The 26,343-nt window shown below is 62.1% G+C and carries 17 protein-coding genes; 8 read left to right on the top strand and 9 right to left on the bottom strand.

Annotation, left to right across the window (positions count from 1 at the left end; genetic code table 11):
• The first annotated feature begins 541 nt into the window (after nucleotides 1–541).
• The 5 genes from TU75_RS20445 (at nucleotide 542) to TU75_RS20425 (ending at nucleotide 8,850) form a co-directional block, all read left to right on the top strand.
• The gene (locus TU75_RS20445; protein WP_060549920.1) at nucleotides 542–1,882 is read left to right on the top strand and encodes a sensor histidine kinase; all 1,341 of its coding nucleotides are present in this window, start codon (nucleotides 542–544) and stop codon (nucleotides 1,880–1,882) included.
• Nucleotides 1,867–2,250, top strand: coding sequence for a response regulator (locus tag TU75_RS20440; RefSeq protein ID WP_003230164.1), 384 nt, complete (start codon nucleotides 1,867–1,869; stop codon nucleotides 2,248–2,250). The genes TU75_RS20445 and TU75_RS20440 overlap by 16 nt, the downstream gene beginning before the upstream one ends.
• Nucleotides 2,251–2,259: 9 nt before the next feature.
• Nucleotides 2,260–3,507, top strand: a complete 1,248-nt coding sequence (locus TU75_RS20435; RefSeq protein ID WP_060549919.1) for a GGDEF/EAL domain-containing response regulator — start codon at nucleotides 2,260–2,262, stop codon at nucleotides 3,505–3,507.
• A 49-nt stretch (nucleotides 3,508–3,556) separates the two neighbouring features.
• Nucleotides 3,557–7,399, top strand: coding sequence for a DUF8038 domain-containing protein (locus TU75_RS20430; RefSeq protein ID WP_231981979.1), 3,843 nt, complete (start codon nucleotides 3,557–3,559; stop codon nucleotides 7,397–7,399).
• Between the two features lie 98 nt (nucleotides 7,400–7,497).
• Nucleotides 7,498–8,850, top strand: a complete 1,353-nt coding sequence (locus TU75_RS20425) for a cation:proton antiporter (protein WP_060549917.1) — start codon at nucleotides 7,498–7,500, stop codon at nucleotides 8,848–8,850.
• Here TU75_RS20425 and TU75_RS27710 read toward each other — a convergent pair.
• From TU75_RS27710 to TU75_RS20415, 3 genes are all read right to left on the bottom strand, one after another.
• Nucleotides 8,841–9,008 (bottom strand): hypothetical protein, encoded by a 168-nt coding sequence (locus TU75_RS27710; protein ID WP_015371992.1) that lies wholly within the window; start codon nucleotides 9,006–9,008, stop codon nucleotides 8,841–8,843. The genes TU75_RS20425 and TU75_RS27710 overlap by 10 nt on opposite strands.
• A gap of 11 nt (nucleotides 9,009–9,019) precedes the next feature.
• On the bottom strand, nucleotides 9,020–9,232 hold the full coding sequence (locus TU75_RS20420; protein WP_060549916.1) for a hypothetical protein: 213 nt from the start codon (nucleotides 9,230–9,232) through the stop codon (nucleotides 9,020–9,022).
• Nucleotides 9,233–9,316: 84 nt separating this feature from the next.
• On the bottom strand, nucleotides 9,317–9,862 hold the full coding sequence (locus TU75_RS20415; RefSeq protein WP_003230153.1) for a hypothetical protein: 546 nt from the start codon (nucleotides 9,860–9,862) through the stop codon (nucleotides 9,317–9,319).
• Nucleotides 9,863–10,234: 372 nt separating this feature from the next.
• Here TU75_RS20415 and TU75_RS20410 point away from each other — a divergent pair, with 372 nt between their 5' ends.
• Nucleotides 10,235–11,644 (top strand): circularly permuted type 2 ATP-grasp protein, encoded by a 1,410-nt coding sequence (locus tag TU75_RS20410; RefSeq protein ID WP_003230151.1) that lies wholly within the window; start codon nucleotides 10,235–10,237, stop codon nucleotides 11,642–11,644.
• A gap of 2 nt (nucleotides 11,645–11,646) precedes the next feature.
• On the top strand, nucleotides 11,647–12,597 hold the full coding sequence (locus TU75_RS20405; protein ID WP_003230148.1) for an alpha-E domain-containing protein: 951 nt from the start codon (nucleotides 11,647–11,649) through the stop codon (nucleotides 12,595–12,597).
• A gap of 264 nt (nucleotides 12,598–12,861) precedes the next feature.
• Here the strand turns inward: TU75_RS20405 and TU75_RS20400 are convergent, their stop codons facing one another.
• Nucleotides 12,862–15,129 carry an ATP-dependent DNA helicase gene (locus tag TU75_RS20400; RefSeq protein ID WP_060549915.1) on the bottom strand — a complete coding sequence of 756 codons (2,268 nt, stop codon included), beginning with the start codon at nucleotides 15,127–15,129 and terminating at the stop codon, nucleotides 12,862–12,864.
• Nucleotides 15,126–16,775, bottom strand: coding sequence for a VRR-NUC domain-containing protein (locus TU75_RS20395; RefSeq protein ID WP_060549955.1), 1,650 nt, complete (start codon nucleotides 16,773–16,775; stop codon nucleotides 15,126–15,128). Before TU75_RS20395 ends, TU75_RS20400 begins: the two co-directional genes overlap by 4 nt.
• Before the next feature lie 186 nt (nucleotides 16,776–16,961).
• Between TU75_RS20395 and TU75_RS20390 the strand changes: the two genes are divergently transcribed.
• Nucleotides 16,962–17,186 carry a YgdI/YgdR family lipoprotein gene (locus tag TU75_RS20390; protein WP_003230142.1) on the top strand — a complete coding sequence of 75 codons (225 nt, stop codon included), beginning with the start codon at nucleotides 16,962–16,964 and terminating at the stop codon, nucleotides 17,184–17,186.
• 123 nt (nucleotides 17,187–17,309) lie between these two features.
• Here TU75_RS20390 and TU75_RS20385 read toward each other — a convergent pair whose 3' ends face one another.
• From TU75_RS20385 to TU75_RS20370, 4 genes are all read right to left on the bottom strand, one after another.
• Nucleotides 17,310–18,734, bottom strand: a complete 1,425-nt coding sequence (locus TU75_RS20385) for a polyurethane esterase (RefSeq protein WP_060549914.1) — start codon at nucleotides 18,732–18,734, stop codon at nucleotides 17,310–17,312.
• 80 nt (nucleotides 18,735–18,814) lie between these two features.
• Nucleotides 18,815–21,913: an autotransporter serine protease gene (locus TU75_RS20380; RefSeq protein ID WP_082630503.1), complete on the bottom strand. Its 3,099-nt coding sequence runs from the start codon at nucleotides 21,911–21,913 to the stop codon at nucleotides 18,815–18,817.
• A gap of 91 nt (nucleotides 21,914–22,004) precedes the next feature.
• Entirely contained in the window at nucleotides 22,005–24,977 is a 2,973-nt protein-coding gene (gene eprS, locus TU75_RS20375; RefSeq protein WP_060549913.1) for an autotransporter serine peptidase EprS, read from the bottom strand.
• 22 nt (nucleotides 24,978–24,999) lie between these two features.
• Nucleotides 25,000–26,343, bottom strand: coding sequence for a TolC family outer membrane protein (locus TU75_RS20370; RefSeq protein ID WP_060549912.1), 1,344 nt, complete (start codon nucleotides 26,341–26,343; stop codon nucleotides 25,000–25,002).

The raw sequence follows: 26,343 nt of genomic DNA, 5'->3' as shown, positions 1-26,343 counted from the left end.
GCCATCTTAGAGGCAAATGGGCCGGCTGTCTCAACCGGAACCTGCAGCTTGCCGGTAAACAGGCCCCAGCTCAAAGCCTTGCGTCATTCAACAAACCACAATCTGATATGGTTTTTTATTCGCTACCTGCCTCTGTACTGAAAGCCGCAGCGGACCGACAATGTCGCCAACCCGACATTTCTGTCATCCAACTTTTCGGAGGCCTCATGACCAAGATGGCACTGTTCCTGTTCGGCTTTTTGGTACTGACTATTGGCATTGGCCTGCTGGCGACCATATCGCCGGTGTAAGGATCGTCGGCCTGCTCGCTTGCCGACATCTTCCAACCCTGGCAGTCATTACGCGTTGGGGGCGGTGGCGACATTCAATTGAGGGCGAAAAAATGCCGCCAGTGCGTATTCGGCCATCAAAACGCCATAATCTCTGCTATTGTCCAAAGACCTCATCTCCTCATCATCGCCCGCACGCGATCTTCTGTGAGCATGCTCTGCGGCGTCGGCCTTTTCGATGTCGGGCCTGAATAGCACGGAACGCACAAGCGATGGACACACCGCCACCCACACCGCAGCAATCGCGCGCGGAAAAGATCGTCGAGTTCAAACGCCAGAAAACCCTGCTCAAGACCGGCGCGCTGCAGGACGCCATCTTCAACAGCGCGTATTTCTCCAGCATCGCCACCGACGAAAAGGGTGTGATCCAGATCTTCAACGTCGGCGCCGAACGCATGCTCGGTTATGCCGCCGCCGATGTGGTCAACCGCATCACCCCGGCCGATATTTCCGACCCCGTTGAGCTGATCACCCGCGCCGCCGCGCTCAGCCTGGAACTCGACACGCCTATCACACCGGGCTTTGAGGCGCTGGTGTTCAAGGCCTCGCGCGGTATCGAAGACATCTACGAGCTGACGTATATCCGCAAGGATGGCAGTCGCCTGTCGGCCATGGTCTCGGTGACAGCGCTGCGCAACCGCAGCGACATGATCATCGGCTACCTGCTGATCGGCACCGACAATACCGCACGCAAACAGGAAGAAGCCGAGCGCAAGGGTTTCGAACGCGCCCTCGAAGAAAAGAACCTGGAGCTGGAACACGCCAGCCACATGAAATCCGAATTCCTCGCCACCATGTCCCATGAACTGCGCACGCCGCTGAACGCGGTGATCGGTTTTTCCGAAGCGCTCAAGGATGGGCTGGTGGGCGACATGAGCGACACCCAGCGCGAATACATCGGCGACATTTTTACCAGCGGCCAGCACCTGCTGTCGCTGATCAACGACATTCTCGACCTGTCCAAAGTCGAGGCCGGGATGATGGACCTGGAGCTGGAAGCGGTTGAACTGTCGGGCCTGCTGGCCAACAGCCTGTTGATCGTGCGTGAGAAAGCCGCGCTGCAGCGTATCCAGTTGAAGCTCGACAGCCCGGACGATTTCGGCTGGCTGGAGCTGGACCTGCGCAAGACCAAGCAGATCGTCTACAACCTGCTGGCCAACGCGGTCAAATTCAGCGAGCACGGCAGCTCGGTAACCCTGGCCGTGCGCGAAGTCAGCCGCGCTCAAGTCGGCCTGGTGCCCGGCGACTGGCCGGTGCACGGGTTTGCACTGCCGCCCAGTACGCACACACAGTTCCTCGAATTGAGCGTCAGCGATACCGGCATCGGTATTGCCAGGGATGACATGGGAAAGCTGTTCAAGGCCTTCAGCCAGATCGACAGCAGCCTGGCGCGCAAATTCGAAGGCACAGGTCTTGGTCTGGCGATGGTCAAGCAGTTGACCGACCTGCATGGCGGCAGCGTCGCCGTGGCCAGCCACGCAGGCCTCGGCGCGCGTTTTGTGGTGTGGCTGCCGCTGCACCGAACTCTGGAGGCCACATGGCCGCAATCCTGATCGTCGAAGACAACGAAGCCAATATGCGTCTGGCTCGCCTGCTGTTGGTGAATGCCGGCCACAGCGTGGTGTGGGCCGCAGACGCCGAAAGCGGGCTGACCATGGCGCGCGAGCAACAACCGGCGCTGATTCTGATGGACATTCAACTGCCTGGCATGGATGGCCTGGCTGCCACACGCTTGCTCAAGCAAGACCCACATACCGCGCATATCCCGGTGATCGCCCTCACCGCCATGGCCATGAAAGAGGATCGGGAAAAAACCCGCCTGGCCGGTTGCGACGCCTATGTGATCAAACCCCTGCGCTACAAGGAGCTGTACCAGGTGATCGACACCCTGCTGAACCCGTCCATTACACCTCTAGCATGAGTCCTCTCCATGGCCAGCTCACCCGCAACGCTGTTGATCGTTGACGACGACGCTCACATACGCAAACTCCTGGAAACCCTGCTGCACCACGAGGGCTACCTGACCCTGAGCGCCGCCAGCGGCGAAGAGGCCCTGCACCTGGTGGCCAGCAGCCCGCCTGACCTGGTGTTGCTGGACGTCATGATGCCCGGCATGGACGGCTACGAAGTGGCCAGCCAGCTCAAGGGCAATCCCGCCATCGCGAATATCCCCATCATCATGCTCTCGGCGCTCAGTGAATCCGAGGCCCGGGTCAGCGGCCTGGAAAGCGGCGCCGAGGAGTTCATCACCAAGCCGGTGGAGCGCCTGGAGCTGTGGCTGCGGGTGCGCAACCTGCTGCGACTCAAAGCCCACGGTGACCTGCTCAAACAGCACAGCCTGATGCTTGAACAGCAATTGTTGAAACACACCAGTCCAAGCGCGCAGATGAACGTGCACGACCTGGCCCGTCAAGACCTGGAATATGCCTTGCGTGCGGCGGTTGAACGCAACGAGTTTGCCCTGCACTATCAGCCCAAGGTCGAGCTGGCCAGCGGCGAAGTCTGCGCCCTTGAGGCGTTGCTGCGTTGGGATCGACCCAGCTATGGCCCGGTTTCACCCGCCGTGTTCGTGCCGGTACTGGAAGACCTTGGCCTGATCGTGCCGGTGGGCCGCTGGGTGATCGAGCGTGTGTGCCAACAGATCGCCACCTGGCAGCTCAACGGCATTGGTGCGGTGGAAGTGTCGGTCAACGTGTCGGGGCATCAAGTGATCGAGGGCAACCTGATCGCCGATATCGAGCGCATTCTGGCCACCACCGGGGTCGAGGCTCACTGGCTGGAAGTAGAGCTCACCGAAAGCTCACTGATGGAAAACACCGAGCACACCATCGCCAGCCTGCAACGGCTGCGCACCCTGGGCGTGAAAATTTCCATCGATGACTTCGGCACGGGCTACTCGAGCCTGGCGTACCTGCGACGTTTCCCCATCGACACGCTGAAGATCGACATCGCGTTCATCCGCGAAGTCACCACCAACCCGCAGGATGCGGCAATCACGCGCACGATCATCGAACTGGCCCACAGCCTCAATCTGCGGGTCGTCGCCGAAGGGGTCGAAACCCAGGCGCAGTTGACGTTTCTGAAAGAGGCCGGCTGCGACCAGATTCAGGGGTATCTGTTCAGCCGGCCGTTGCCGGTGGAAACGCTGGAGCGGCTGTTGCTGGACCGGATCAAGTAAGCACAGCAGGTCTGCTTGTCGCAGCAATGCGACCGCCTGAAGCAGGCTCATGTTCGAATCGAAACACAAGGTCATCAAACGCGCGGTCCAGCGAGGGAATCAATGGCGCGGCGGACACTACAGAGGATTGATATCACTCAATCTCAAGGCGCCCTTCATGCAAAGACTCTCCTACCATAACCAGGTGTTCAGTCAGCCGTTGCCAACGTCTACACCCTCCCTCCCGCAGCCACTTTCCAAACAACCGCACGACACCCAGGCGCCGCCCGAACCGAACACTGCCCGCGCCGACGGTGACCGCGAACTGGCCATGCACTACCGCACAGCGCTGCTTTCTGCCGCCCAAAGCAGCACCGCGCCCACCATCAGTCACCTGCCGCCCCACTCCACCTTCGGCCAGTGGTGGGGCCAATTACGTGATGCGTTTCAATCCACCGATGTGCGCCAGTGGATCAAGGACAACCGCATCAACCCGGCCACGATTACGCTTGATCCACAGACAGGCGAAATCGCCTTCATGGTCAAGGGCAAACTGCACACGGTAGGACAGGACGATGCTCATTGGCGTGCGATCAGCGGACCCATTATCGACGCCGCGCGCGTGCTCGACGTGGGTACCGCCTTCAAGCCGCCTGTAACCCAGGTCGATCAACCGGTGCCGTGGTGGATCGTCGGCCGCTTTTATCAAGAGGCCCAGGAGCTGACGCCATTCGAAAAACACCAACGCGCGCAAACCCTCGAGCGTGAAAAGGGCTTCAAACCACTTGACCCGAGCACCCGCCAAGCGTTGATCGGTGCGCGCAGTGAAGATGCATTGCAGACACAGAAGTCAGTGCTCGCCGATATCCATACCCGCCACGTTGCCGCCACCACGTTGCAACACCTGGCGGACACCGTGAAAAAAAATGGCATCAACGATGACGAGCACATCGCGAAAAAATTGAAAGAGCCCGTTCATCTGTCCAGGAACGCCTCCTACTACCCGGATAAAACCGGCACATGGAACCAGGTCAGCCTTTTGCAACTGCTCAAGGACCATGGCTGGGACATTCCAAACAATCATGAGCAATTGGAGAACCTGGCGACAGCCCTGGCCACACCTGCCCTCACCTCACCGGCCCAGGGTAACCTGGGTGGCGCACTGGCCTGGCTCGCCCCCCTTGAGCAAGACAGACAGCGTCAACTCAAGCAAGTCATACACTCGGCTCGACTCGGCACTGCGAAAGTGCCTGCCGATGAAACTGTCCTCACTCACCTGCTGGGTGGCCAATCCGTTTCCCCGGCAGAGCTGCGCGATCCAGGACGGTTGATTGATAACCTGCTCAAGTCTCCCAGAGGCAAGGCACTGGGCGAGGCCATTCAGGCGTTTTTTGAGCGGCTCGCGATCAAGGGCAGCCCCGAAGACTGGCTGCTGGCAGCCATGAACCTGGAGAGCAGCACCGAGATTGAAGGCGAAACCACTCACTCGCCACAGCCCCATATCGAAGGCTACACACTGGTCACCGCGAAAAACGCCGACAAGACGCCCTCGATCATCGTCAAGAAGCTCGCTGAGCACCTGCTCGCCAATGGCAACGCCGAGTCCGCCGACACCGCAACGCTCCGGGCTCACCTGATGCTGGCCAGCCGAGCGCCGCAGTTTCTGGTCAAGGACATCCCCGAACAGGTGAAAGTCGGCTCACACAGCTGGGTCAGCTTTACCACCGCTGTCGCCCGCATCGAAGCAAAAGCGCCCGGAGCGACGGCGACGATGAGCTATGCGCAGGTCATGCTGCATGCCAGCGTCGCCCCCATTAGCGATCACGAACGCCAGGTCGAGTACGCAGCCCAGCAAGCTGCGATCAAGGACTGGGCTGTCGCAAACGGCATGCGCTATCCGTCGACCGAACGTGCGATAACCGAAGTCTGCAACGCCTTCAACAACCAGATACGCGAACTGCGCGAAGCCGCAGAAACGCAGATTCCACCCATGCCCACCACCAGCGCGCTCGCACTGGAACAGTTAAAGACAGCCCTGCCGGACATGGACCCGAAACTGTTCGAAGCAAAATGCATTGAGCTCAAACCCTCCAACAAGGACTTCCCGGGGCCCTACTCGATATTGGATCTGTTTATCGATGGCCGCTTTCTGCGGCACGCGCCGGACGGACATTTGAGCGATGGGGTGTATTGGCTGACACTCATACCTGGGTTGATCTCATTACCGGTCGGCGACAAATTTACGCCCGGCACTTGGAACACCCTGTCAAAAGGGATCGACATCAAGGATGTGCTGGCAAAAATCAAGGATTTACCCTCCCCACGGCAGCCGTTCGAAACAGCATTTGCCGATTACGAGAACGCGGTAAAAAAGACGACCGCGGCACAAATAAAAACCCTGGTTTCAAACCTGCCATTGGAAGACCGAAAAAATCTGGAGTTTGGAAAAATAACCGTCCGTACCGAAATCGACTACTGGCGAAACGATCATCCGTTACCCGTTGAAAAAGGTACTGTACTTGTCGAAACCGTGCGCAACGGCAAATCGGTGACGTATGCCATCAACCGATTGAGGGGCAGCATCACCAAGCGACCCGGCATGGCCTACAAGGAACACCAACCCACCGACGGTTGGTTTCCCTCCAAAGGAAAAAGATACGACGCTGTAACGCCTGGCGGGGAGTTTGCATCCGGGCTGACGGATGAAAAAAAGGGCGAACACGGCGCGCCCTACAGCTACGGCAGTGAACGCACCCGCTACCTCGCCGAGGCGGTGATCGCAGACATGGAGCTGCCTGCGGTAAAGCGCTACGCCAAAGGCGCGACAACCTTTGAAACGCAAGTGCCCACTTACAGAATTGTCGAAGAGATTGTGCTCAACCTGATCCCGTTCCGGTCGGCGATCAAGAACTTCATCGACGGAAAAACCCTTGAAGGCTTTGTGGACCTGGCCTTCGACATCTTCGGTTTTGCGGTCGGCCTGGGCGCGGCCTTGAAGGGAGCAAAAGCTCTGTCAGTCGGCGCTTCGGCATTATCCAGGGTCGTCCATGCGGGCAAAATCCTCGGCCGTGCGACGGTAGGCGCGCTTAACCCTTTGAGCGGTCTTGATGACCTGGCGCGAGGGGCTTTCAAGCTAGGCCGCCATGGCGTTTCCCGCGCGCGCGCAGCGTTGACGAAGGTTGATATCGCCGCACTGACGAAAAAACCGAATATCGCGCAAGGCACACTCAAGGGCGTCAACGGTGCAAGTGATGTTGGCGCACTCGCGCAGCTGGATGAAGTGACCGGTCAATGGCACGCCATCAACCCAGCCACGCAAAAACCCTTCGGGCCACCGCTTCAGAACTTTCAGGCCAAGGTGCTTTCCAGCGGTGAACTCAGCGAAAACATGAAGACGTTGTATAAAAGATTGGATAAGGAGCAAAACCATCTGGACATTTGTTACGCCACCGCATTACGCACCGCTCAGGCCGACAGAAAGATCACTGACACGACGTTCGAGATGATCATTCCCGAGGTGCTCAGTGGCGGATCAGATGCCTATAAACACATGATGAATATTCGCCCGGACACTTTGAAAAGCCGTTTTAAGGCAGCCGACATCACCGAATCAGGCGTCATTACCTTCGTCGGTCGAGGCGGCGACAACAAAAACCAAATAACGCACGCGGTCTATATTCATAAAGCCTCTGATGGCCAGTTGCACCTGTATCACCACAACTCTAATGCACTGGACAGCGCACTAGGCGGCAAAAACATTCAACCGACCACAGCAGGCCGGTCCATTGTCTATACGCTGGGTCCAGACCAACACGCCGGCATTCAACGCTTCATGGACCGCGGCACCGGCTTTGACATGGTGTTCACCCCCTCTACGACCCTGGAATCCAGCATAAGACGTCACGCCAAGTAAAAGCGGGGGTTTTCCCTTCAAAGTGAATGGAATCACTTTGAACCCGCACCCGGGCGCAGCCCTCCAACTTGCATACACCAACGCCCGGTACACGCTCAATGACATTCATTCTATGGTTGGCCGTACTCGGCGCCGTATTGCTCACCCTCGCCCTCACCTCCTCCTACCTGCGCTGGATGCCGGTGACCACCTCGGCGGTGTGTCTGTTGCTGGGCGTCGCGATTGGTCCGCTGGGAGTCGACCTGTTGCACCTGGACATCAAGGGTTCCGCGCGCTGGATGGAGCACCTGACCGAAGTCGCCGTGCTGTTTTCGCTGTTTGTCAGCGGCCTCAAGTTGCGCCTGCCACTCACCCATCGGCTGTGGCGCATTGCGTTCGGCATGGCCGGGCCGGTGATGTTGCTGACCATCCTCGGCACCTGCCTGGCGCTGCATTACCTGCTGCAATTGTCGTGGGGCGTGTCACTGCTGGTGGGGGCGATCCTGGCGCCCACCGACCCGGTGCTGGCAGGCCTGGTGCAGGTCAACAACGCCCAGGACTATGACGCGCTGCGCTTTGGTCTCTCGGGCGAGGCCGGCTTGAATGACGGCACCGCCTTCCCTTTCGTGATCTTCAGCTTGCTGTTCATGCAGCATGGTGGTTTCGACGGCGACTGGCTCGGCGGCTGGGTCCTGAAAAACCTGATCTGGGCAGTGCCGGCAGGATTGCTGGTGGGTTACTGGATGGGCCGAGGCATTGGCCGCGTCACCTTGTGGCTGCGCATCACTAATGACGACAGCACCCTGTCACCCAATGATTACCTGACCCTGGCGCTGATCGCACTGGCCTACGTGGCCGCCGAAGCCATCGGCGGCTATGGTTTTCTGTCGGTGTTTGCCGCCGGCCTCGGGCTGCGCCAGGCCGAATTCAAATCCACCGGCAACGCCAAAACACCCGCCGAGCACCTGGCACTGCCCGTTGTGGGTCATCTGGAAGTGGAGCCGGACCGCGCCCTGCAAGGTGACGTCAGCGACCTGGCCGACACGCAGATTGCAGCAGGCGTGATGATGGGTGACATGCTCTCGTTCGGCAGCCTGGTGGAACGCTCGATGGAAGTGTTTTTGGTGACCGTCCTGGGCATTGTGCTGGTCAGCCATTGGGACTGGCGCGCGCTGTTGGTCGCGGCATTGCTGTTCTGCGTGATTCGCCCGGCCAGCGTATTCGCGATGCCATGGGGCAGCCTGGTCGACCGTCAGCAACGCAGCCTGATGGGCTGGTTCGGGATTCGCGGCATCGGCAGCATCTACTACCTGTTCTACGCCCTCAACCATGGGCTGATCGGCACCGGCAGCGCCGTGGCGGTGAACCTTACCGTGTCGGTGATTGCCCTGAGCATCGTCGTTCATGGCCTGAGTACCCAGCCGATGCTGGCTTGGTATGAACGACGCGCCAGGGCGAAGGGTCAGTCCTGATTCTCAATGTTGCCGACGTCTGCCGCGTCATCCAGATCGTTGAGAGGCACGGTGGCATCATCATTGAGCGGCACGGTGGCATCGTCCATCAACGAGCCCGGGTCTTCATTGCCCGGATCGTTGGGTTCGTCTTCTTCCACATCCAATTCTTTTGACATGGCCTTCTCCTCTAACCGCCTTGGGTGTCGATATCGGCATCGGTTTCAGGCTTGGCTTCGGGCTCAGGCTCGAAATCCGGGCTGAACTCATTCTCCTGCGCCTTGGGGTCTCTGTCGGGCGTTGGGTCCTTGGGCGCATTGACAGCGCTGCCGGGGGCCGGCTCGCCGCCATCGATGGCCGGGTCGTTACGGTTGCTGGTTTGCGGGTCGTTACTGGTGTTCATGGGGCACCTCTTCGCAGGTCTGGGAAAATCTGTACTGCGTAAAACTAAGGTGCCGCAGCGGCGCGCGAAGTTCCTTCCGATTGCTCAGCGGATCGGATTATCGACCTGGATGTAGAACGCATAAATGCCCAGCACCAGCCAGAACACCATGAACAGCCACGGCGCCCGCATGGAGAACAGCAGCGACTTGCGATAGCCCTTGTGGGACGACTCCATTTCGGAAAACAACGGCGAATCATCGTAGGCCATGCCCATCACCGGTTCGCTGCGCAGCAGTTCGCTCTGCTTGTAGTGCCAGTGGTCGATGATTTCATACGCCGCGCGGATGCCCGGCCAGGCGTTCAGCGAACTCAGGATGCCCAGCGCCACCAGAAACACCGGCACCACCAGGGTAAACAGCTTGCCCCACTCCGGGTTGAGGTTGCCCATGCCGGAGACAAAGGCAATCACCAGGAATGACTGCGCGGTGAGGTAAGCATCGGTGCGGTTGGCGAGGATACTGGTTTCGTACTGGATTTCGCGGCGATAGAAGTCCAGGCGGTCCTTGGGCGAACCGAAGATCTTGGCGTTGTGCTCGCTGTGGTCGGTCAGGGCCGATTCCGGGGTATCGGGCGAGATGATGGTGGGCACGACGGTACTCCGCAGATGGTCGAATGCCAATTAGAAGAATCGGGCGTGTGCGAAGTTCAAGTTAGTTACGCACCATTAAAGAGCACTGCGCGGGCGATGTGAGAGTGGAACGCCCCATCGTGGCGAACGGGGTTCCGGGGCAAGCCCGCTCACCACAAGTAATCAACGCCTTGAGGCCATTGCGGCACATGCATTGCTTAACCCTTTCATCTGCCCGTAAACAGGAGCAAGCGTTACTCCCCGACCCAGAGCCACCCCCACAAGAAAGAAAGGACCAGGCCTGTGGCACCCTGCGCCACGGGCTCATAAAAAATTGCGTTTTTAAAAGCGGCAGTGCCACCCATGCACCCTGGGCACTGACAAGGTACCGGAATGGCTCGATCTTTCTTTGACGAAATGAATGACGCGAACGGCGAGTGCCGTGCGCACTACCAGGATTTTTCCCGCTGGCTGGCCAATACGCCGCCGGAACTGCTGGCCCAGCGTCGCCGTGAGGCTGACTTGCTGTTTCACCGCGCCGGGATCACGTTCACCCTGTACGGCGATGAACAGGACACCGAGCGCCTGATCCCCTTCGACATCATTCCGCGCAGCATTCCCGCCAGCGAATGGAGCGTGATCGAGCGCGGCTGTATCCAGCGCGTCAACGCGCTGAACATGTTCCTCGCCGATATCTACCACGACCAGCGCATCATCAAGGCCGGCATCATTCCGGCGGATCAGGTGCTAGGCAACGAAGGCTATCAAAAGGCAATGGTCGGGCTGGACCTGCACCGCGACATCTACTCGCACATCTCCGGCGTCGATCTGGTGCGCGACGGCGACGGCACCTACTATGTGCTCGAAGACAACCTGCGCACCCCCAGCGGCGTGAGCTATATGCTCGAAGACCGCAAGATGATGATGCGCCTGTTCCCCGAAGTGTTCGCCCGACAGCGCATCGCGCCGGTGGACCATTACCCCAACCTGCTGCTCAAGACGCTCAAGAGTTCCAGCCGCCTCGACAACCCCAACGTGGTGGTGCTGACCCCTGGCCGCTTCAACAGTGCGTTTTTCGAGCACGCCTTTCTGGCCCGGGAAATGGGCGTGGAACTGGTGGAAGGCGCCGACCTGTTCGTGCACGACCTCAAGGTGTTCATGCGCACCACCGACGGGCCCAAGGCCGTCGACGTGATCTACCGCCGCATCGACGACGCATTCCTTGACCCGCAGGCGTTCAATGCCGAATCCATGCTCGGCGTGCCCGGCCTGGTGGCTGCCTATTGCGCGGGCAATGTGGTGCTGGCCAACGCCATCGGCACTGGCGTGGCCGATGACAAGTCGATCTACCCCTACGTGCCGGCGATGATCAGGTTTTACCTGGACGAAGAACCGATCCTGCAGAACGTACCGACCTTCCAGTGCCGCAAACCCGAAGAACTGTCCCACGTACTGGCCAACCTCGGCGAGCTGGTAGTCAAGGAAACCCAGGGCTCCGGCGGCTACGGCATGCTGGTGGGCCCGGCCTCCACAGCCGCCGAGATCGAGGACTTCCGCCAACGCATCAAGGCGCGCCCTCACGCCTACATCGCGCAACCGACCCTGAGCCTGTCCACCTGCCCCACGTTCGTCGAAAACGGCATCGCGCCAAGGCACATCGACTTGCGACCCTTTGTCCTCTCGGGCAAGGAAACCCGCCTGGTGCCCGGTGGTCTCACGCGGGTGGCGCTGCGTGAAGGCTCGCTGATCGTCAACTCGTCGCAGGGCGGCGGAACCAAGGACACCTGGGTGGTGGAGGACTGAATATGCTGAGTAGAACCGCCGCAGATCTGTACTGGATGTCACGTTACCTGGAGCGCGCCGAAAACCTGGCGCGCATGCTCGAAGTCAGTTATTCGTTGTCGCTGATGCCCCAGGCCGGGCGCAGCGACGGCCTCGACGAACTGGCCATGTCGCTGCTCAGCAGCGGCACGCTGGAGAATTACCTGGAGCGCCACCAGACCCTGGACGCCGAGCGCATGCTGCACTTCTTCGCCCTCGACGAAGAAAACCCGGCCAGCATCTATAACTGCCTGCGCGCCGCACGCGGCAATGCCCATGCGGTACGCGGGCGCATCACCGCCGACATGTGGGAAAACCTCAACGCCACCTGGCTGGAAATGCGCAGCATCGCCGCAGGCGGCCTGGCGCGGCATGGCATCAGCCACTTCTGCGACTGGGTCAAGCAGCGTTCGCACCTGTTTCGCGGCGCCACCTCGGGCACCATCATGCGCAATGACGCCTACCGCTTCATTCGCCTGGGCACCTTTGTCGAGCGCGCCGACAACACCCTGCGCCTGCTGGATGCGCGCTACGAGATGTTCGGCGAAGAGTCCGAAGAAGTCAGCGACCTGTCGGCACGTGGTTACTACCAGTGGAGCGCCCTGCTGCGCGCCTTGTCGTCTTTCGAGGCCTATACCGAGCTGTACCCGAACGCCCTCAACGCGCGCTCGGTGTCCGAACTGCTGCTGTTGCGCAGCGATGTCCCGCGCTCATTGCACGCCTGTATCGAGGAACTCAGCCAGATCCTCGCCGACCTGCCCGGCAGCTACGGCCGCACCGCGCAGCGCCTGGCGGCGGAGTTCGAGGCGCGGCTGCGCTACACCGGCATCGACGAGATTCTGGAAGACGGCTTGCACACACGCTTGATCGAGTTCATCGACACCGTGCGCGAACTGGCCCGCGCCATCCAGAGTTCCTACCTGGAAGTGGTCTGACGCCCACCTCGAACTCAATGAGGGAGGCTGCGCAGCGCTCCGTGGCGAGCGGGCTTGCCCCGCGTTGGGGTGCGCAGCGCCCCCAATCCAGCAAAACGCGGTGTACCTGATACGGTTCAGCGCCTGGTTTTGGGGCTGCTGCGCAGCCCAACGCAGGACAAGCCTGCTCGCCACAGGGAATCTGCGCTTAACTGAACGTCATTAGGGCAAGCCCGCTCGCCACAACAAGCCCACCCACCACAGGAATGTGGCTGCCTGAAACCATCAGACGCCGGTGGACTGCACTGCCCACCACTTGGGCAACAACTGACGCACCCGCGCCTCGCCAAAGCGGTCGTCGATCAGCATCACCACGCCGCGATCCTGCTGGCTGCGAATCACCCTGCCCGCCGCCTGCACCACTTTCTGAAGCCCGGGGTACAGATAGGTGTAGTCATAACCGGCGCCGAAGATCGCACCCATGCGCAGCTTCATCTGCTCATTGACCGGGTTCAGTTGGGGCAGGCCCAGGGTCGCCACGAACGCGCCGATCAAGCGCGCGCCAGGCAGGTCGATACCTTCGCCGAACGCGCCGCCCAGCACGGCAAAGCCGATGCCCTGGCTGTGCTGGGTGAACTGGTCGAGAAATGCCTGGCGCTCGGCCTCGGCCATGCCGCGCGACTGCAGCCACAGGGCGATCTGCGGATGCCTTTCGGCCAGCAGTTGGGCGACCTGTTGCAGGTAATCGAAGCTTGAAAAAAACGCCAGGTAGTTGCCCGGTTGCGCGGTGAACTGCCGCGCGATCAGTTCGACGATGGGCTCCAGCGACGCCTGGCGATGCACAAAGCGCGTGGAGATGCGCTCGACAATGTGCACCTGCAACTGCTCGGCCTTGAACGGCGACTCCACATCCACCCAAGCGGTGTCCGCTGGCAGGCCCAGCAGGTCGGCGTAGTAATGCCTGGGGCTCAGGGTCGCGGAAAACAGCACGCTGCTGCGCGCGGCGGTCAGCCTGGGGCCAATGAATGGGGCGGGCACCACGTTGCGCAGGCACAGGGTCGAGCTGCTGCGCTTGCCGGTGAGCTGACGCTTGCTGATGTCGAAGATGAAGTGTTCATTGAACAGCTCAGCCACCTTGGCAAATTGCAACGCCGCGAAATAGAAGGTCTGCAGGTCACCGCTGAGGGCCTCGGGGCGCTCGTTGAAGTAGTCGCCCATGGCGCCGACGCACAGGCTCAGTGCCTGCAGCAGCTTTTCCGGCCGCGCTGCATAGGCCTGATACGGCGCGACCTGATCCTTGTGCAGCGCATTCCATTCACGGTTGAGGCGCTGCAAAGGTTTCTTCAAGGGCTCCGGCGCCGTGTCGCGCAACGTCTTGAGGCTGTATTGATCGAGGCTCGCGCTGTACATCGCACGGGCCCGTTCGACCAAATTGTGGGCTTCGTCAACCAGCACGGCGGCGCGCCATTGGTTGAGCTGGGCCAGGCCAAAGAGCATGGCGCCAAAATCGAAATAGTAGTTGTAGTCGGCGACGACCAGGTCGCTCCAGCGCGCCATTTCCTGGCTCAGGTAATAAGGGCACACGTCATGGGCCAGGGCCACCTCGCGCAGGTTGCGCTGGTCGAGCAGGCGCACCCTGGACGCGGCGGCGCGGGCTTCTGGCAGGCGATCATAAAAGCCCTTCGCCAATGGGCACGATTGGCCATGGCAGGCCTTGTCCAGGTGCTCGCAGGCCTTGTCCCGCGCGACCAGTTCCAGCACACGCAGCGATAACTGCGGATGGCTGTCGTACAAGACCTGCGCGGCATCCAGGGCCAGCTTGCGCCCGGGCGTCTTGGCGGTGAGGAAGAACAATTTGTCCAATTGCCGGGGCGCCAGGGCCTTGAGCAGCGGGAAAATCGTGCCGACGGTCTTGCCGATGCCGGTCGGCGCCTGGGCCATCAGGCAGCGGCCGGTGCTCACCGCCTTGTACACCGTCTCGGCCAGCACGCGCTGACCGGGGCGAAACGCTGCATGGGGAAATGCCAGGGCTTGCGCAGCCTGGTTACGGGCCTGGCGGTGTTGCATTTCCAGGCGTGCCCAGTCGAGGAACACGGCACATTGCTGATTGAAGAACGCTTCGAGCTGCACCGCCTGGAAGGGCTGGCTGAGCAGGGTTTCGCCCTCGCCGACGATATCGAAATACACCAGCGCCAGGTTGATCTCGCTCAGCCCCAGCTTCTGGCACATCAGCCAGCCGTACACCTTGACCTGCGCCCAATGCAGCAGCCGATGGTTGGCAGGCTGGGCATCGAGGTCGCCGCGATAGGTCTTTACCTCTTCCAGGCGATTGCTGTCGGGGTCGTAGCCGTCCGCCCTGCCCCGTACCCTGAGCTGCTGGTATTCGCCCTCCAGGGCCACTTCGTTCTGGTAATGCGCACTGCGCCGGGACGCCACCGTGCGGTGGCCGATAATGCCTTCCTGGGCACTGGGCGACGGGGTAAAGCGCAGGTCGAGGTCACCGACCTTGGCCGTGAACTCACACAGCGCCCGCACGGCCACGCTGTAGCTCAAGCGGGTTGCTCCGCCCAGCGCACGTAGCAGACGGTGACCGGCATCTGGTACTCGCCGCAGAATTCCAGCCAGCGCAATTGATTGTCCTGCAAGCGGTCGCCGGGGCCCTTGACCTCGATCATGCGGTAGGTCTTCTGCGCCGGCCAGAACTGGATCAGGTCCGGCATCCCGGTGCGGTTGGCGCGAATATCCAGCAGCAGGCGTTCGAACCAGTAGCGCAGGTGCTCGGCGGGCAGGCAGGTCAGCGCCTGTTCCAGCAACTCTTCGCTGAGCAGGTTCCAGAACACGAACGGCGACTGGATGCCCCACTTCTCCACATAGCGTTGGCGGATACTGGTTTTGTAGCGCTCATCCTGCAGTTGCTCGAAACACGCGTTGAACAGCGGCGCACGGCGCTGATGGAAATCTTCGCTGTGCAAATCCGCAGGCCCACGCTGGAACGGGTGAAAAAACGACCCCGGCAGCGGCGCGAAAATCACGTCCCAGCAGAGCAAGCCGAACAGTGAATTGATCAGCCCGTTTTCCACGTAATGCACCGGGGCGTCTGGCTCGCTGAGGTGCGCCTGCACGCAGTATTCCACCGACATCACAGGCGTCGGCACCGCCAGCGCCAGGTCCAGCCGCGTGACCGGACGCGGCCTGGCCTTGGGCATCGCCGGCTCGCCCAGTTTGCGGCGCAGGCGCGGCAGCACCCGCAGCAGGTGTTGCTGCTCGGCCGCGCTGTGCGGTGCCTGCTGCGCCAGGCATGCCAGGGCCATGGCCTGAGCGTAGGCCTCCTGGCGTTCCAGCACGCGGATCAGCCGTGCGCGGGCGCCGGGGTGGCTGCACGCCCGGTAGATCTGCTCGGCCAATACCAGTTCGGCGCTGCGCTCGCACAGTTGACCGATCTGGAACAGCAGCTTGGCGCGGCGTTTTTCCAGCCAGGGATTGTCGGTTTTCAGCGTGGCGATCTGCTCCAGCACCTCTTCCACCGCTTCGCCCGTCTCGAAAGCCTCCTGGCATTGGTGCAAAAACAAATAGCCATGCACGTCATCACGGCTGCGCAGGCCTCGTGATTCGTCGCAGAAGGCAACTTTTTCGTAGGTATGAATGCCCAGGTCGGCGAGCACGAACTCGGACCAGTCCTGATGCAAATTGCCGAAGAACATCAGGCGCAGACGGTCGCACAGGTGCATCACGGTGAGGCTGTAGAGGGTGTCGGGCAGCGCCGGGCACCACTGGGCAAAACTGCGGCTATCGGGGAACTGCTCGGCCAGGTGTTCCAGCCAATCGGCCTTGTTGCCCCTGGGGTGTTCGATCCACGGCTTGAACGCCGCGAGCAGTTCGCTTTTTTGCAGCAGGCTGAACAGCACCTCAAACCCCAACGGGCTTCGGTCTTGCACCCAGCCCAGCCCGAGCAATGGCGCAGCCGCCGCATGGGGGCAACCGATTTCCACGTAATTGAGCTTGCCCGCGCGAAAATGCACGCCCTTGCGCATCACCATGCGCACCAACAACGCCTGGGACGGCTGCGGCAACCTGTCGAATTGCTGAATGAAATGCTGTTCGTCGGCATCCAGCAGATCGGCATAGCGTTGCCCCAGCCAATGCAGCACTTGGCGGAAGTTGTGCAGGTAATACAGGGGATCGTCGAGGGGGTTGGCCATGGCGCAAACAATCAAATACTGGTTATGCATACAGAGTGCCGTTGCACAGGCGTTGTTGCAATCGGTAATAGATAAATGGCGCACGCAACTTTTTGTATAAAAGTGATCAGATAGGGGGATCCATGGCGTAGCATTTATGGCCCGCAGCCAGCTGTTGCGGGACTTTTCAGAGTTAAGGTAAGGGTTATGAACATGAAGAATTTGGGTCTGCCACTGGTTGCACTCACTTTTCTGCTGCTGGCCGGTTGCGCCACGCAAACGGTCGTCACGCTGCAAAACGGCACGCAATACCTGACCAAGGACGCCCCCAACGCCAAGACCGCCGACGGTTTTTACGAGTTCACGGATATTGCCGGCAAGCGCATGCGCATCAAGGCTGATGACGTGGCCACGGTGCGCAAGGAAGACTAGCCTCTAGATGCTGTGTAAGCGCGGCACTTTGTGGGAGGGGGCAAGCCCCCTCCCACCTTTGATCCTCATTGCTTTAAGCATTGCGTTCAAAGCTCTTCACACCGTTTCAACCGCATTCAGTCCTTAGCTGATCACAATCCCCTCCCCCGACAAACTCGCCACCCCCACCAGCGTCACCGAATCCCCCCCAAAGCTGAGCACCGTATCGGCGCCGACCACCCTGGCGTGATCGCGGTAATCCGTGCTGCCCTGCACACCGCCGAACACCAGCGTGTCACTGGGCTGATAGCCGATGACCCGGTCATGGCCGAACGACCCGCTGAACAGAAAGGTGTTATGCCCGCTGGTGTCGCGGATTGTGTCATTGCCTTTACCCCCCTCGATAAAGTCCGCGCCCTTGCCACCCTGGATGAGGTCGTTGCCGTCGCTGCCAAGGATGAAGGTGTTGCCCTTGTGCGGTTCGGCATTGCGGTTGAGGTCCTGCACCCAGGTGTTGGCCCGTGCCGGGTCCGACAGGTTGGCGACGATCACTGTGGAGTCGCGCGTCATCTGCTCGTAGAACCCGGACTCCAGGATGCGCGTCATGCCGTCGCCATAGCCGCTGGGCAAGTGCGCGAACCAGGTGGGCAGGTTGGCGATGGAAAACGGCAGCACGTTCCACAGCGTCGAGGCGTAGTGATCATTGAAGTTGACGATATTGTCGGTAGTCGACTCATGGGGTTTGTCGTGCACACCCAGGGACGCGAAGTTGACCGATGAACCGTCCAGCGCGCGGAATACCGGGTCGTTCTCAAAGCCGACATTGAGCACCTTATCGCCGGCGCTCTGGGTCGGTGACGCGTAGGCCACGTAGTGGGCGTCCTTGTAGAAACCTGACCATTTATTGCTGCTCAGGTCGGCCATGCTGTTGACCGCCAACCCGCCCAGGCTGTGGCCACTGACCAGCACATCGTTGCCGGTCAGGCCATGGGCGCCGGCATAGTCGGCGACGTTCTTGAGCAAACCGCCGAAGGCTTCACCCGCATAGTTTTTTGCATAATCCTTGGGACCCAGCGCCGCCAGCAGGTCGCTGACCAGGTCGCCGATGGAGTCGCTGATCAGGCTTTCCCGAGGGCCGGAGGTGCCGCGAAAACCGATGCCGATTTCCAGCAGCTTGCCAGCATCATCGTGCTTGCCCAGCACCTCGACCTGCGCCGTGGTGTAGCCGGCCTTTTCGCCATAGAAAGTGCCTCGGGCGTCGACCTTGCCGGCGTAGCCCAAGGCCGCGGCACTGATCGGCGTCCAGCCGGCCTTGCGCACCGCGTCCAGGGCCGCTTTTTCCGAGTCCGGATTCCACGGGATGCCGGGAATCACTCCCTGGGAATCGGTGCTGCCGAGCAACGCACCCACCAGCGTGGCGGGCAAGCCGAGGCCCAGGCCATTGTGCTGATAGCCCACGGCAAAGCCGTTGTCCAGATTGTGATACGTGTACAACGTGATCGCCATCGCATCGGCGAACAACGCCTTGGAGCCCTCGGTGCCGAGGTTTTTATAGTCAAAGATACCCATCGCTCGTGCCTCTCTTTTGTTGATGTTGTCGAGAAAGCCAATCGATCGCTCCCGCGCCAGGCGCGGGAACGCTTCACGCGTCAGAACGCCCAGTCGAGGCTCAACCCCACCCCGTGGACCTTCTCCTTGCTGGCCAACAGGCCGTTGTAGTCGAAGTTCACTCGCGCATCCTTGCTCAGCGCCAGGCTCACTCGTGCGCCAACCAGCGCTGCATCACGCACCATCGGCGCACTCTGCACCGCAAACGAGGGGCCGCCCGAGGCAAATGCCAGGTGCTGCTCGGAATCGGTGCTGCTGAGGTTGTGCTGCCAGCCCAAGGTACCGGACACCTCCAGTTGCTGGTGATCATTCACATTGAAGGCCTTCAACGCACGCAGGCCCAGAGTGCTCAGCACCAGGTCGCGGGTGTCGTCAGCGCTTTTCAATGCGGCGGCATCGCCCTTCTCGGTAAAACCGTCGCTGTCCAGGTGCACGTAGGCCAGGTTGCCAAAGGGTTCCAGCGCCAGCGCCGGCAGATTCACGCGGTAGGCTGCCTCGGTGAACACTTGCGTGCTGCGGGCATCGACCTTGGCTTTCTGCTTGCCGGCAACGTCGCCGTATTGCAGGTCGCGCTTCACGTCGGCGCGGTGCCAGCTGTAAGTCGCGCCGCCGCTCAAGCGCCAGGCGCCGATCTCATGCCCGGCATAGGCACCGAAGTGGTAGCTGTCGACCGACGCGCGCGAATGGCTGTCACTGCCCATGTTCAGTGACGTGTCGCTGTAGCCCGCCACCAGACCGATGCGGGTGGACTCATCCAGTGCCCCGTCAACCCCGGCGAGCATGCCGCCGATGGACGTGGTGTAACCCGCCGTGTCGCTGCGGCTGTCGGTCTTGCCCCAGGCACCGAGGGCCTTGACCCAGACGTTGCCACGGCTGTCGACGGTGTCGCTGGAGGCGCCCATCTCACCGTTGCGCAAGCGCTCGCCCACGGCCTCGCGCACGTAGCGGCTGTCGTTGACCAGGGCCGTCTCCAACGCCGGGTAGATTTCCCCCGACAGTTGCTGAAAAGCGCCCTGGGCCGACGCGGCGGTTGGCGACAGCAGCAGGCTTTCGTACACGGCATTGCCCGCCCCCAACTGCTCGGCCGCTGCGGCCACGGCACGCTGGTTATCGGTGACACCCACGCTGGCAAAGCTGTTGGCGTTGCGCGCTACATCCAGTTGCACGCCGTTGGCGCCGTAGTTCAGATTGCCGCCGATAAACAGATAGTCGGGCAGTACCGCCGCAAAACGGCCATTGATGCCACCGGCCGCTTGCAGGATGTTGTACTGGCGCCCGATCAGGCTTTGCGCCTGCGCTGTGCTGAGCAGCGTCGGGCTGTTTTCCAGGGCCAGGGTCACGGTGCCGCCGTTGAGCGTGGCGGTGCCGCCGGCCACGATGCGGTCGCTGCGGGTGGGCGACAGTTCCACGGCGTAGGTGGAGCCTGCGTCGAAGGTCACATCACCGGCCACGTTCAGCGTGCCAATGGAGTTGCCCGGCGCCACGGTGCCACCGCTTTTGGCCAGCAGCGAACCGATGCGCCCGGAGCCGCCAACCACGCCGCTCTGGCTGACGGTGACGTCCGAGGTCAGCGAGCCGTTGATTGCCAGCCGCCCCTGATTGACCAGGGTCGGGCCGCTGTAGGTGTTGGTGCCGCTCAGCACCAGGGTGCCGATGCCCAGCTTGGTCAGGCCGCCATGGCCGGCAATGTCATTGCTCCACACGTCCAGCCCGCAATGCACATCGGTGCACACCCGCTGCGTGGGTTTGCCGGCATCCACCACCGCGCCGATGCCCGGCAGGTCGGCGACGAACTGCCCGCTGCCGTAGGCGCCGTCGATGCGAAACTCGGCCGGAATATCCTCGGCGGTCACCAGCATGCCCGGCCCGTTGATGGCCTTGCCCAGGTTGATCATGCCCCAGCCGTACAGCGAATCGATGCCCGGCGCGCCGAGGTCGGTGGCGGTGGTCTTGAGCAACGTGGCGATCTGATCGCCGCTCATGTACGGGAAGCGCTCCATCAGCACCGCCGCACTCCCCGCCACATGGGGCGCGGCCATGGAGGTGCCGTTGAAGTTGGCGTAGTCGGTGGTGAGGTTGTCCAGGTTGGTGCCGTTGATGACCGAGCTGAAGATTTTCGTGCCGGGGGCCGACACGCAGAAGCTCGCCGCATAGCCGCAGCGCGAAGAAAAGGTGCTGATCACATAGGGGTTGGCGCTCGCGGTGTCCGGGTTTTGCTGCAAGGCGGCCACCGACAGCCAGTTGGGCGCAATCTCCGGCACGAAGTACGCCAGGCCCGAAATCGCATCCGGGTTGTTGCGGTTGTAGTCGTTGCCGGCGGCGAAGATCGTCAGCACGCCGCTGCGCGCGGCATCGATCGCGCCCTGGTAGGCACCGCCGGCGATGGTGCCGAGGATCGGGCGGATGTTATTGAACTGCGCCTGGGCTTCATTCACGGTGAAATTGGGAAACGCCGGATCCCGTCCGCCCTTGGCGTATTGATCGCCAATGCCAATCCCCCAGCTGTTGTTGATGATGCGCGCGCCGCTGGCCACCAGGGCATCCCAGCCGGCCTTGTACACGGCGCCATCGTTGCCAAGGATGATGCCGTCTTCGGGGCCCGGGTCGCCGTTCTCGGCGCTGATGATCTGCGCACCGTACGCCACGCCGTGCATCGGCCCACCGTCGCGGTTGCCTGCGGCGATCCCGCCGACGTGGGTGCCGTGGTTGCCCAGTTTGCCGTTGGAACCCAGTGACGGCGTGCCGTCATAGCGGAACGCATCGCCGGCTTTTACCGGGATATACGGGTCGGTGTACTGGCGGATGCCCTCGGTGACAATCGTCAACACTTTGTCGGGGCTGGCAAACTCCGGGTGCGCGGCGTACACCGGCTGGTCGAAAATGCCCAGTTTCACACCCTTGCCGCTGTAGCCGGCGGCATACGCGGTATCGGCATGCACCGCGCCCAGGCCCCAGTCGGCCTTGAACTCAGCGCTGCGCCAACTGGCGGCATCGCCTGGCTTGCCGGTTTCCACATAGGGGGCGGCGTGGGCGGTGCCCAGGCTGGCCAGGCAGCACAGCAATGCGCCATAGGGCGCGCTGCGCGGGTGGCGCAAGGCTGCGTGAATGGCGGTTGTTAACCCTGACTTGCGTGTGTTCACGGTGACCTTCCTTAGTTTTCTTATTGCCAATGTGTAAATCGCTTTTCCATAACAGCGCCGATCCCTGTGGGAACTGGCTTCATGCTGTGCCTTAGAACTGCCAGTTCAGGCTCAGGCCTACGCCCTGGGTTTTCGCCCTGCCGCCCAACTGCCCGTTGTAGTCGAGGTTGACCCGGGTCGCGTTGTTCAGCGCCAGGCTGGCCTGCACGCCCACCAGCGCCGCATCGCGCAGCAACGGCGCGCTGCGCACGGCGAACGACGGGCCGCCGGCCACGAACGCCAGATGTTCTTCGGATTCGACGGCGGTCAGGCTGTGTTGCCAGCCCAGCGATCCAGACAGCTCAAGCTGCTGGTGGTCGTTGAGCGCGAGGGTTTTCAGCGCACGCAGCCCCAGGGTGCTCAGCACCACGTCACGTCGGTCACTGCCACGCTCCAGCGCCGCCGCATCGCCTTTTTCGTGGAAGGAATCGCTGTCCAGATGTACGTAGGCCAGATGTACGTAGGCCAGGTTGGCGAACGGTTCCAGTGCCAGCGGTTGCAGTTGCAGGCGGTACGCGGCTTCGGTAAACAGCTGGGCACTGCGCGCGTCCACCTTGGCCTTTTGCTTGCCGGTGACGTCGCCATATTGCAGGTCACGCTTCACGTCGCCACGGTGCCAGCCGTACGCGCCGCCGAGGCTCAGGCGCCAGGCGCCGATTTCACGCCCGGCATAGGCGCCGAGGTGATAGCTGTCGACAGCGGCGGAGCCATGGCTGCCGTTGCCCAGGTTCAGCGAACTGTCGCTGTAGCCGGCGACCACGCCGACGCGGGTCTGCTCATCCAGCGCGCCGTCCACGCCCAGCAGCAGACCGCCGAGGGAGGTGGTGGAGCCGGCGGTTTCGCTACGGTTGTCGCTCTTGCCCCAGGCGCCCAGGGCCTTGAGCCACAGGTTGCGCTCGCCGGTGACCGGCACATGGCGCAGGCGCTCACCCACAGCGTCGCGCACCTGGCGGCTGTCGTTGATGAGCATGGCACCCACTGCCGGGTAGATTTCTCCGGACAACTGCTGCAAGCCTTGTTGCGCGCCTGCCAGGGAGTCGGAGCGCAGCACGCTTTCATACACCGGGTTGCCCGCGCCAAGCTGCTCGGCGGCCGTGGCCACGGCGCGCTGGTTGCGGTTGGCGGCGACGCTGGCGAAGGTTGCGTCGTTACGCACCACGTTCAGCTGTACGCCCGTGGCGGCGTAATCGAGACGCCCACCGAGGAACAGATAATCGGGCAACACCTGGCCAAACTGCCCCTGAATGCCGCCGGCTGCTTGCAGGATGTCGTATTGGCGGCCAACCAGGCTTTGAGCCTGCGCCGCGCTGAGCAGGGTCGGGCTGTTTTCCAGGGCCAGGGTCACGTTGCCACCGCCAAGGATCGCGCGGCCGCCAGCGACGATGCGGTCGCTGCTGCTGGGGGTCAGTTCCACTGCATAGGTGGAGCCCGCCGCCAGGTTGACGTCGCCCGCCACCTGCAAGGTGCCCACGGAATTTCCCGGCGCCACGCGCCCGCCGCTGTTCACGGACAGCGCAGCGATACGCCCGGAGCCGCCGAGGGTGCCGCTGTCGTTGACGGTGACCGCCGAGGTGAGCGAGCCATTGACCGCCAGCAGCCCGCCGTTGACGACGGTTGCGCCGCGATAGGTGCTGTCGCCGCTGAGCACCAGCGTGCCCGCGCCAGACTTGATCAGGCTGCCTTCATACAGGCGCCGCGCGGCGGCCTGATCGCGTGCCGTGCCTACCGCGTAATCGGTCTGGTCCTGCTGGCTGGCATTGGCGCCCACGCCGTTTTGCCAGCCCTTGTCGCGCAAGGTTTGCTGCCAGGCCGCCTGTTCGGCGCGGTCCTCGGCCTGGCGCTGGATCAGCGCCTGGTCGGAGATGCCATTGCTCCACACATCGCCCTGCCCGGCGGCGAGGCTCACATTCATCGCGCCAAGCAACTGCCCCGGTCCGTGCATTGCCCGGCCCAGGTCGGGCACACCCCAGCCTACGGTGGTGTTGGGCGCCTGGGTGAGCGAACCGTCGAGCTGGGTGGCGGTGGTCAGCAGCACCTGCAGGGCCTGCTCGTTGCTCATGTAGGGGTAGCGCTGCATCACCAGCGCCAGCGCGCCGGTGGCATGGGGCGCTGACATCGAGGTGCCGGATTTGATCCCGTAACCGCCACCGGGAATGGTGCTGTTGATCAGCGCACCGGGGGTGGAAATACACCAGTACTTGGCGACTCCGCATTTGTTGTACTTCTGGTTATTGGCGATATCCAGGCCTGATATGGCCAGCCAGTGTCCTTCCAGGTCTGGCTGGAAGTACGGCAGCGCGGCACGCACGCTGGCGTTTGCGTAGCCGCTATTGCCGGCGCTGAACACATTGATCACCCCAGCCCTGGCCACATCGGCCGCCGCGTCCAGCCAGGTGCCACGGTTGTAGTGTTGGGCATAGGCGGCGTGCAGGTCGCCGAGGGTCTGGTAGCTGACGTCCTTGGGCTGACTGCCCCAGCTGTTGTTGATGGCGCGCACGCCCGAGTCCACCAGGGCGCTGTACACGGTCTTGAAATACCTGGGGTCGGGCGTGGGGCCGAACAGGAAACTGTCGTTGGCGTTGGTGTTGCCCACATAGACCTGCGCGTTGTAAGCCACGCCGTGCATGCCGACGCCGTCACGGGCGGCACCCATGGTGCCGGTGACGTGGGTGCCATGGGAATCGTTGTTGGGGTTGAGCGCGCCGGTGGTGCTGAATGCGCTGCCGTCCAGGTACGTGCCGGTGGCGGTGACCGGGTGAAAGCGATCGGTGGAAGCCTCTGGATGACTGGCATCGAAGCCCGAATCCAGCGCGCCGATCTTTACCCCGCTGCCGTTGATGCCGGCGGCGTAGGCTTCATCGGCCTTCATGCGCCCCAGGCCCCAGTCACTCTGGAACTCGGCGGAGCGCCAGCTGGCGGCGTTGCCGGGCTGGCCGGTCTCGGTGTATTGCGCCTGCGCCGCAACGGACAACAGCAGCAGGGAGCCTGCGGTAAAGGGTTTGAAACGCGACGAATCGGTAATCATCAGAGCCATCCTGTGTGTGTTGTTATGGGCGTTGGTTCACAGGGCCGAAGGCCTCATCCACTTTCGCAAGGTCGGTGTCACGCAAATTGCCCGCGTAGTAATGCAACTTGGTCCAGGCCATCAGGTAGTCGTAACGCGCCTGGGCCAGGTCGCGGCGGGTGCTGTAGAGCTGTTGCTCGGCGTTGAGCGCGTCGAGGTTGACCCGCTCGCCGCCGAGGATGCTGTGCTTGGTCGAGACCACCAGCGCTTCAGCCGACGCCAGGGCCTTTTGATAGGCGCGCAGCTTGCTCACCCCCGACAGGCACGCACTGAACTGGCGCCGCAGTTCGATCAGGGTTTCGCGGGTCTTGCCTTCCAGCTCGTACTCGGCCTGTTCCATGGCACGGCTGGCCTGACGGGTGGATGCCGACACGCCGCCGCCGGCATACAACGGCACACTGATTTCGACGCCGATGGTGTTGGTGTCGTAGCGCTGGTTGTAGGTGTTGCCGCTGTCGGACTCCTGCTGACGCGAGCTGGCATACGCGGTGACCTTGGGCAAGTGCCCGGCGCGGTTGCGCTCCACTTCGTAGCGCGCCACTTCCAGGGACTGGCGCTGGGACGCGAGCGTGGGGTTGTTGCTCAGGGCCAGTTCGTGCCAGGTGTCGTAGTTGGCGGGCGTGAGGGTGAAGGCGCCAAAACCCTGATTCAACGGCGCCAGGTCGTGGATGTTGACACTCTGCACGCCGATCAGCGCGCCCAGCTCGCGCAGGGACGCGTCCTGTTCGTCCAGCGCCTGGATTTCTTCGGCGGTGGCCAATTCGTAACGGGATTCGGCTTCGAGAATGTCCGTGCGTGTGCCTTCGCCCTGCTGGAACAGGTGCTGGTTCTGCTGGAACTGCTGCTCGAAGGCTTTCTTCTTGGCGCGGGCAATGTCGATCTGGTCCTGGGCAAACAGCGCCTGGGTGTAGTAGCTCAGCACGCGCACCAACAGCGCCTGGCTCTTTTCGCGAAAACTTTCGTCGGCAAACAGCGCCTGGGCCACGCCCTTGCGGTAGTTGGCATAGGCTTCATAGTCGAACAGCGGCTGTTGCAGGCTGAAGGTGGAGCCGTAACTGTTGTAGTTGCGGTCGTCGCGATAACTGCCGCCGCGCCCGTCAGGCAGGTGCGCTTCGGAGTTGTTGCGGCCCTTGTTGTAGGTGTAGGACAGCCGCGGCAGCAGGCCGGCGCGGCCAATAGTGCGGTTTTCCAGGCCGGCGTCGCGCTCCTTGATCGCGCCGAGGAACACCGGATCGTTGCGCAGGGCCTGCTCGTACACATCGAACGGGCCCATCGCGGCCTGGGCACTGGCGCAGCTCAACAGCAAAGCGAGGCATACGGGCTTCAT

The organism is Pseudomonas poae (genome assembly GCF_001439785.1).
Taxonomy (GTDB): Bacteria; Pseudomonadota; Gammaproteobacteria; order Pseudomonadales; family Pseudomonadaceae; genus Aquipseudomonas; species Aquipseudomonas poae.
This window is presented reverse-complemented; position numbering and strand designations above follow the sequence as displayed.

Bases quoted from the DNA above. Each gene is read 5' to 3' on its own strand.
- TU75_RS27710 (WP_015371992.1), bottom strand. From the start codon at position 9,008: ATGTCAAAAGAATTGGATGTGGAAGAAGACGAACCCAACGATCCGGGC.
- TU75_RS20435 (WP_060549919.1), top strand. From the start codon at position 2,260: ATGGCCAGCTCACCCGCAACGCTGTTGATCGTTGACGACGACGCTCAC.
- TU75_RS20440 (WP_003230164.1), top strand. From the start codon at position 1,867: ATGGCCGCAATCCTGATCGTCGAAGACAACGAAGCCAATATGCGTCTG.
- TU75_RS20430 (WP_231981979.1), top strand. From the start codon at position 3,557: ATGTTCGAATCGAAACACAAGGTCATCAAACGCGCGGTCCAGCGAGGG.
- TU75_RS20410 (WP_003230151.1), top strand. From the start codon at position 10,235: ATGGCTCGATCTTTCTTTGACGAAATGAATGACGCGAACGGCGAGTGC.
- TU75_RS20425 (WP_060549917.1), top strand. From the start codon at position 7,498: ATGACATTCATTCTATGGTTGGCCGTACTCGGCGCCGTATTGCTCACC.
- TU75_RS20390 (WP_003230142.1), top strand. From the start codon at position 16,962: ATGAACATGAAGAATTTGGGTCTGCCACTGGTTGCACTCACTTTTCTG.
- TU75_RS20385 (WP_060549914.1), bottom strand. From the start codon at position 18,734: ATGGGTATCTTTGACTATAAAAACCTCGGCACCGAGGGCTCCAAGGCG.
- eprS (WP_060549913.1), bottom strand. From the start codon at position 24,977: ATGATTACCGATTCGTCGCGTTTCAAACCCTTTACCGCAGGCTCCCTG.
- TU75_RS20370 (WP_060549912.1), bottom strand. From the start codon at position 26,343: ATGAAGCCCGTATGCCTCGCTTTGCTGTTGAGCTGCGCCAGTGCCCAG.
- TU75_RS20420 (WP_060549916.1), bottom strand. From the start codon at position 9,232: ATGAACACCAGTAACGACCCGCAAACCAGCAACCGTAACGACCCGGCC.
- TU75_RS20405 (WP_003230148.1), top strand. From the start codon at position 11,647: ATGCTGAGTAGAACCGCCGCAGATCTGTACTGGATGTCACGTTACCTG.
- TU75_RS20445 (WP_060549920.1), top strand. From the start codon at position 542: ATGGACACACCGCCACCCACACCGCAGCAATCGCGCGCGGAAAAGATC.
- TU75_RS20395 (WP_060549955.1), bottom strand. From the start codon at position 16,775: ATGGCCAACCCCCTCGACGATCCCCTGTATTACCTGCACAACTTCCGC.